The organism is Vibrio sp. 1151_11, assembly GCF_029478525.1.
GTDB lineage: Bacteria > Pseudomonadota > Gammaproteobacteria > Enterobacterales > Vibrionaceae > Vibrio > Vibrio anguillarum.
This window is the reverse complement of the sequence record NZ_SHMN01000049.1, coordinates 1-6,798: the sequence shown is the minus strand read 5'-3', so window position 1 is coordinate 6,798 and position 6,798 is coordinate 1. Positions and strand designations below refer to the sequence as shown.

The window sequence follows — 6,798 nt, the reverse complement described above, 5'->3', positions numbered from 1 at the left end:
TTAAGTTAAAAGGTGAAGTTGAAGCTTTTTATAAATAAGCTGCATTTTATACCGTCCGCATGCAATGTGTTGATAACTATGTAATTCAATGCATTGCATTCAAGATCTAGCTAGGTTTCTCATCCAATCATATAACAAACGGCTCAAGAGGGATCGCCAACGCGTGGCGACTTTAGTGCAAAATTGAAGCTCAGGGTTTACGGTGTGTTTTTTAAGTTCGGTGGTGCGTTGTCAACCCCTTAGCCGGGCGTTAGGGCTCAGGAGGTCAAATTGAGTATAAAAATTGAAACTACAGAGATCATGAAAATTGATTTCAATGAAAACGTGGTGACAGTATTACCTGTCAGCTCAAATGAAAGTGACTTGCATAATTACTCTTCTACAGCGTTATCGTTTTGGAAGTATGCTCGAAGAAACATTGATATTGAATTATTCTCCGAGCCTAAAACGCTGGTCGAACAGCGTTCTGGAGAATGGTTTGGTCCAATGATTTTGATTACATCATCGTTACTGTCAGGGAATAGTGCTTTGGTGTCTGTCTTATGTGGAGTAGTCTCTAATTATCTAACTGATTTTTTCAAAGGCAAAACTGATGAGCCAATTGTTAAGTTAAAGGTTCTTTATAAAGAAACTAAGTCCTCAAAAACTACTGAAATTTCTTATGAAGGCGATATTCAGGGCATTGAAAGACTAGAACAGTCGATTTTAGAAGTGGTGAAAAAAGGACAATGAAAAGAGATAGAATTTCATTTGAATCCGTAAGCGAGTCATTTATGGATTTCGTAGATTCTTGTGCTCGATTAAGTTTTTTTACACGCTCTAAAAAGCTGCAAAACGAAAAGATCAGCGAGTGTGATCATTTTATTAGCAGCATTAAAGGGTATAAAGCACAGGCTATTGAATTTGGCAGTGAAGAAATGGCTAATGAATTTTTCCATATGCAATGTGTTGTTAATGGGTTGCGCTCCGTTTTACTTATGTGGGTAACATTAAAAGACGAAGACTTTCAAAAATCATGGTCGCATCTAATAGATGCTCAAGAGTACACTTCAGTTGCTTTAAAAACTAAAGAATATGAAGGAATAATCAACTTTCAGAGTCAACTTCTTTCCATCGAGGAAGCCGTGTTTCCAGGTTGGGCATTATTTAATAGTCCCGGCTTTATTGAAACGGTTGGTAAGTGCTCGATTTGTGGAAGTAACTTTGCTGTCTGTGATCACGTAGAGAACGAGATATACTTTGGGTCTTTGTGCCAGAGGGTTGATCGCGAGGTCTTGGAGTTAAATCACACCGCTGTGGTTGAACATCCGAGGGATAAACGATGTATTGTGACAGAAATATCTGATGACGAAGACTTTATGGTTAACTATTTTACGTGGGAAAGAACAGGTGAACGTAAGGAAAAGCAAGAAGGCACAATCGGGCATATGAAATCCGTGCTGTTTACAATTCCATCGTTAGACTTCAACTAGAGCCCTAACAAACAATTTAAGAGTGATTCAGCACGCTCGGCAATTTTGGTTTGGGTCTAGTTCAGTGTTTACGGTGTTCAAATTGAGTTTTGTGGTAGCGTGCTTCACACCTTAATTGGGCGTTAGGCAAGGTGAGTTTTTATCAGCTAAGTCGAGTTGAAATTGAGCAGTAAATTCCATGTTTTGTGGCTTAACTTAAGCAATAAATAATCATCACATATTTGCTGTTTCTTGATCGCGTTGGGTTGTTTATCGCTGTGAATTCATCGGCAAAATAACCTTCAGAATCCAAACGTCCGCCGAGCATGCTACGCTCATCACTTTTCTTCCAAATCGCTCAATTTGAGTTTTCTTGTTTCTTTGCTGATTTAGGGTTTTGGTTTATAAGTGAATCGGTTAGTTGGTTTTAAGTTTGTAAAAAAGCCCTGTTCTTTGGTTTTAAAAGTGTTGGTGTCAATTGGTTGGCCTAACAAACGGCTCAAGAGGGATTGCCAACGCGTGGCGGCTTTAGTGCAAAATTGAAGTTCAGCGTTTACAGTGTGTTTTTTGAGTTCGGTGGTGCGTTGTCAACCCCTTAGCCGGGCGTTATGTATATCTATAGCCTCCTGCGTAAGAAGCTATAGACGAATTAAAGCCAATCAGCTACGGGGGATTTATCCGATTGCAACTGCTTCAGAGCATTGCGGTTTTTACTTAATTTACTAGCGAAAGCTTTTTTCTTAGCGAATAGAGCTTTTGCTTGCAGGCTTACCGAGCTACTGCTTGTACTCTTTTCTGTTTCTTTTTTCATGGACTCTCTCACTTACACTATATCTGCATAGATTTTAGCATTGAATTCAGTTAACTCAAAATGTGTGGGCTTCAGCTCTAGGCTGTGTGGTAATAAAACCTCCATTTGACCTTGGTTATGAGCCGGTTTTCGTAAAGCGTCAGGTACGATAAAAGGTAATCCCTCACGTCGATTAGTTAAGACTATGACAAAATCTGTAAGGTCATCGGCTGAGCTTATGTCGGCACGTAGCTTTCCTAAGTATGAAAGTGCAGCAAATGACTTTGCGATACTTTCACTTAATGAAGTTGACATATAGCCACCAATCTTCAGGCTTTTTTGATTATCATATGCATCAATATATTCATTTAGCCCTGCCTCATTCATGCTTACGCCACGATAAAGGCGTTGACCAACTTGCAAGCTAAGCTTGGAACTAGCGAGAGAAAAAGCGTCGTCAAGATTACTGATTGTTGTCTTTGACTTAGCAACCTGCGCTGTTGTTAGAATGCTCGGATTGCTTAAATACCCATTAATAAACTGATGAGGCTTTAAATCATCAATCATGCTCTTCTCAGAGGCACTTTGATACATAGCAATAGCTGTCTTATGTTTATTCTTGAATGTTCCTCGGTAGGCTTGGATGATCTGCTTTTGTTTCGATTGGTCATTCTTTACCAAGCGAATATAATCTAGCTTATGTGAGTTGGATAAGCATGAAAGAATAGAGCCAATTGGTAAATCAAAATCATTTATGTCTTTAGTGGTCCGTGCTAATGTTTTACACGCATCAGATAGGAACTCTGAAACACAACCGATAGCAGTATGTTCATGAATTAATTCTGGTTTATAGTCAATAATCATTTATGCTTAGCCTCCAATAACGATGTTTATCGTATCAAAAATAGAGCGTACAATATACATAACAAAGCATTTAAGAGTGATTCGCAACGCTCGGCATTTTCGCTTCGCTCAAGTATAGCCAAGCGCTGCTCACACCTTAATGCGGCGTTAGGCAAAGTGAGTTTTTATCAGCTAAGTCGAGTTTGAATTGAACGGTAAATGCCATGTTTTCTAGCTTAAGTTAAGCAATAAATAATCATCACATATTTGTTGTTTCTTGATCGCGTTGAGTTGCTTTTCGTTATGAGTTTAGCGGCAAAATAACCTTCAGCATCCAAACGTCCGCCGAGCATGCTACGCTCGTCACTTTTCTTCCAAATCGCTCAATTTGAGTTTTCTTGTTTCTTTGCTGATTTAGGGTTTTGGTTTATAAATGAATCGGTTAGTTGGTTTTAAGTTTGTAAAAAAGCCCTGTTCTTTGGTTTTAAAAGTGTCAGTGTCAATCGGTTGGCCTAACAAACGGTTAAAGAGGGATTGCCAACGCTCGTCGATTTTAATGCAAAATTGAAGTTCAGTGTTTACAGTGTGTTTTTTGAGTTCGGTGGTGCGTTGTCAACCCCTTAACCGGGCGTTAGGCAAGGTGAGCTTTTATCAGCTAAATCGAGTTGGAATTGAACAGTAAATTCCATGTTTTCATGGCTGAATTTAAGTAATAAATAATCATCACATATTTGCTGTTTCTTGATCGCGTTGGGTTGTTTAGCGTTGTGAATTTAGCGGCAAAATAACCTTCAGCATCCAAACGTCCGCCGAGCATGCTACGCTCGTCACTTTTCTTCCAAATCGCTCAATTTGAGTTTTTTGTTTCTTTGCTGATTTAGCATTTTGGTTTATAAATGAATCGGTTAGTTGTTTTAAAATTTACAAAAGCCTTGTTCTTTGGTTGTGAAAGTGTCGGTGTCAATTGGTTGGCCTAACAAACGGCTCAAGAGGGATTGCCAACGCGTGGCGGCTTTAGTGCAAAATTGAAGTTCAGCGTTTACAGTGTGTTTTTTAAGTTCGGCGGTGCGTTGCCAACCCCTTAGCCGAGCGTTAGCTTTCCCCACAGTTTGGTGATCAATTCTAAGGTTTTTGATATGTGACTTTTTGAGTTCATGATACTCTTTTGAAAGGATTTAAGGTTATAAATAAGGAGAGAATAATAAAATGGATTCAGAGGTGTTTTTTTGCAATCAAACTTACACTTATAGCTGGCTCAAAGACAAAAAGAAGTCAAATGGTATTCAGTATAAAATTATTCAGGCCATTATGGATTTAGCCTTAAAAAATGGCGGTGGTGCTATAACTCAACAAGAGATGCTCGCTTATAGTCCTGAAATCGGCGAATATCTTGAGCGTAGAAGTTTTCGAATTGTTCCCGCATCAGGTACAGAGATGACAGGAAATGGTCGATGTATTCATCATGCAAAGTACTCTCATACGAAAAGTGTTGCTGTTCTTTGGTCAGTCATTGATGAAAAGATTTATTTTACATTCGATGATCATGCTCCTATTAAATATCATCGCGCCATTTATTCTTTTCATCAGTTACGCCTAGGTCGTTCTGTTTATCCTCGGCGGGCAAAGTGCAGCCCTAAAATGAGAAAAATTCTTAAAAGCAAGAAGCCATGGATTTATAAAGGTATCGATCCTCGCGAACGTTATTACTACTCAAAGTAAGCTAACAAACGCTTCAAGAGGGACTTCCAACGCGTGGCATTTTTATTATGCGTTGGTTTTTGTGTTTACGGTGTTATGCGGAAACTTGGTAGTAGCGTTGTCAGCCCCTTAAGCGGGCGTTATGTGCCCAGTCAGGAATAACGAATAGGAATATTATGAGAATTACAGGCTTTGATGTGTTTGATGAGAATGGCGATGCCCTAGATGCAGATACACATGGGAACAACGTAGCTTTTAGTTGTTTTGTATGTGGGCACCCCGTCTTGGCTGTTTGCTTAGATAATCAAAGGGGTTCAGATGAAGATCACCCTGCAAACTGTAAAGGTAAAGACTGTAATGCTGCTTATGTTTTGGATGTTCGTGAACGAATGGAAAAAATCTATATTTTCAACGTAAATTCAGGCACATAACAAAGCGTTTAAGAGGGATTTGGCACGCGTGGCATTTTCAGTTTACGTTAGGTTCGGTGGTTACGGCACTGTGCGGTAGCTTTTGTATTGCGTGCCTGCACCCCTTAACGCGGCGTTAGGCAAAGTGAGTTTTTATCAGCTAAATCGAGTTGAAATTGAACGGTAAATTCCATGTTCTCATGGCTGAACTTAAGCAATAAATAATCATCACATATTTGTTGTTTCTTGATCGCGTTGGGTTACTTTTCGCTGTGAATTCATCGGCAAAATAACCTTCGGCATTCAAACGTCCGCCGAGCATGCTACGCTCGTCACTTTTCTTCCAAATCGCTCAATTTGAGTTTTTTGTTTCTTTGCTGATTCAGCATTTTGGTTTATAAATGAATCGGTTAGTTTGTTTCAAGTTTACAAAAAAGCTCGTTCTTTGGTTTTGAAAGTCTCGGTGTCAATTGGTTGGCCTAACAAACGGCTCAAGAGGGATTGCCAACGCGTGGCGGCTTTAGTACAAAATTGAAATTCAGTGTTTACAGTGTGTTTTTTAAGTTCGGTGGTGCGTTGTCAACCCCTTAGCCGGGCGTTAGTTGAACAAGGAGAGTTCAGTGGATATTTTCGAAATTTTAATAGGTGCATTAACTCAAGTCTGGTACATCATTCCTTTGTTGATTGTCGTTTCGATATTCAAGAGTCGTTGGTTTAAGGGTGTGTTTGGCGAGTTTTTGGTAAATAAATTACTATCTCAGTTACCTGATTCAGACTACACATTGGTGCGGAATGTAACTCTACCTACAGACGATGGCACAACACAAATCGACCATATTGTTGTCTCAAGGTTTGGTATTTTCGTCGTGGAAACCAAAAATATGAAAGGGTGGATCTTTGGCTCTAAAAGCCAAAAGCAATGGACTCAGAAAGTTTATCGTCATTCATCAAAATTTCAGAATCCACTTCACCAAAATTACAAGCATGTTAAGACTCTTGAATCCTTGCTGGCAATAGACTGTGAAAAACTACACTCGGTAGTTGTTTTCATCGGTGACAGTACCTTTAAAACCGATATGCCTGAAAATGTAACTTATGCGCGTGGTTGCTTGGAATACATTAAAAAGTTTGAACAACCAGTTTTTTCTGAATCAGAATATAGTCAATTTGTAGATGCCATAAACGAAGTTAAGCTCAAAAAAGGTATTGTTACGAATATTAAGCACCGCCAACATGTGAAAGAAATCGTAGAAGCAAAAGAAGCTATAAAGCAGTGCTCACGTTGTGGTTCAGAAATGGTTGTTCGTGAAACTAAGCGTGGTGAAAACAAAGGTAAGCAGTTTTGGGGGTGTTCGGCATTTCCCAAATGTAGGTCGGTCGAACAGTTCAACTAACAAAGCGTTTAAGACAGATTCGCAACGCATGGCATTTTCGGTTTGCTTTAAATTTAGTGTTTACGGCACAATGGTTTAGTTAGGTGTAAGCGCATCATAAACCCCACATTCTAATCAATATCGGTACGTCCTAAGATCAAATCTCCAACCTCAAGGAGATCTGAAATGGCAAAACGGCGCACCAACAAAGAATGGCAAACCCTGTTTGAAAA

At 39.3% G+C, this 6,798-nt stretch carries 9 protein-coding genes; 5 read left to right on the top strand and 4 right to left on the bottom strand.

Annotation, left to right across the window (positions count from 1 at the left end):
• The first annotated feature begins 270 nt into the window (after positions 1–270).
• Positions 271–732: a hypothetical protein gene (locus tag EXZ60_RS18160; RefSeq protein ID WP_170899506.1), complete on the top strand. Its 462-nt coding sequence runs from the start codon at positions 271–273 to the stop codon at positions 730–732.
• Between the two features lie 41 nt (positions 733–773).
• Positions 774–1,472 carry a hypothetical protein gene (locus tag EXZ60_RS18155; protein WP_170899507.1) on the top strand — a complete coding sequence of 233 codons (699 nt, stop codon included), beginning with the start codon at positions 774–776 and terminating at the stop codon, positions 1,470–1,472.
• A 628-nt stretch (positions 1,473–2,100) separates the two neighbouring features.
• Here the strand turns inward: EXZ60_RS18155 and EXZ60_RS18150 are convergent.
• From EXZ60_RS18150 to EXZ60_RS18140, 3 genes are all read right to left on the bottom strand, one after another.
• Complete coding sequence (locus EXZ60_RS18150) at positions 2,101–2,262, bottom strand: hypothetical protein (protein ID WP_016786791.1); 162 nt, start codon at positions 2,260–2,262, stop codon at positions 2,101–2,103.
• 12 nt (positions 2,263–2,274) lie between these two features.
• Positions 2,275–3,105, bottom strand: coding sequence for an ADP-ribosyltransferase (locus tag EXZ60_RS18145; protein ID WP_274674308.1), 831 nt, complete (start codon positions 3,103–3,105; stop codon positions 2,275–2,277).
• Positions 3,106–3,739: 634 nt separating this feature from the next.
• Positions 3,740–3,901 (bottom strand): hypothetical protein, encoded by a 162-nt coding sequence (locus EXZ60_RS18140; protein WP_277436103.1) that lies wholly within the window; start codon positions 3,899–3,901, stop codon positions 3,740–3,742.
• Between the two features lie 389 nt (positions 3,902–4,290).
• On the opposite strand from EXZ60_RS18140, the gene EXZ60_RS18135 reads away from it, so the two are divergent.
• Both EXZ60_RS18135 and EXZ60_RS18125 read left to right on the top strand, forming a co-directional pair.
• The gene (locus tag EXZ60_RS18135) at positions 4,291–4,803 is read left to right on the top strand and encodes a hypothetical protein (protein ID WP_277436102.1); all 513 of its coding nucleotides are present in this window, start codon (positions 4,291–4,293) and stop codon (positions 4,801–4,803) included.
• Between the two features lie 155 nt (positions 4,804–4,958).
• On the top strand, positions 4,959–5,213 hold the full coding sequence (locus tag EXZ60_RS18125) for a hypothetical protein (RefSeq protein ID WP_052132573.1): 255 nt from the start codon (positions 4,959–4,961) through the stop codon (positions 5,211–5,213).
• 139 nt (positions 5,214–5,352) lie between these two features.
• Here the strand turns inward: EXZ60_RS18125 and EXZ60_RS18120 are convergent, their stop codons facing one another.
• The gene (locus tag EXZ60_RS18120; protein ID WP_277436101.1) at positions 5,353–5,514 is read right to left on the bottom strand and encodes a hypothetical protein; all 162 of its coding nucleotides are present in this window, start codon (positions 5,512–5,514) and stop codon (positions 5,353–5,355) included.
• Positions 5,515–5,812: 298 nt separating this feature from the next.
• On the opposite strand from EXZ60_RS18120, the gene EXZ60_RS18115 reads away from it, so the two are divergent.
• Positions 5,813–6,586, top strand: coding sequence for a nuclease-related domain-containing protein (locus EXZ60_RS18115; RefSeq protein ID WP_038940865.1), 774 nt, complete (start codon positions 5,813–5,815; stop codon positions 6,584–6,586).
• Positions 6,587–6,798 lie beyond the last annotated feature (212 nt).

What these genes read in the sequence shown, in the direction of transcription:
- EXZ60_RS18155 (WP_170899507.1), top strand. Translation starts at nt 774, where the DNA reads ATGGATTTCGTAGATTCTTGTGCTCGATTAAGTTTTTTTACACGCTCT.
- EXZ60_RS18150 (WP_016786791.1), bottom strand. Translation starts at nt 2,262, where the DNA reads ATGAAAAAAGAAACAGAAAAGAGTACAAGCAGTAGCTCGGTAAGCCTG.
- EXZ60_RS18145 (WP_274674308.1), bottom strand. Translation starts at nt 3,105, where the DNA reads ATGATTATTGACTATAAACCAGAATTAATTCATGAACATACTGCTATC.
- EXZ60_RS18140 (WP_277436103.1), bottom strand. Translation starts at nt 3,901, where the DNA reads ATGCTCGGCGGACGTTTGGATGCTGAAGGTTATTTTGCCGCTAAATTC.
- EXZ60_RS18135 (WP_277436102.1), top strand. Translation starts at nt 4,291, where the DNA reads ATGGATTCAGAGGTGTTTTTTTGCAATCAAACTTACACTTATAGCTGG.
- EXZ60_RS18125 (WP_052132573.1), top strand. Translation starts at nt 4,959, where the DNA reads ATGAGAATTACAGGCTTTGATGTGTTTGATGAGAATGGCGATGCCCTA.
- EXZ60_RS18120 (WP_277436101.1), bottom strand. Translation starts at nt 5,514, where the DNA reads ATGCTCGGCGGACGTTTGAATGCCGAAGGTTATTTTGCCGATGAATTC.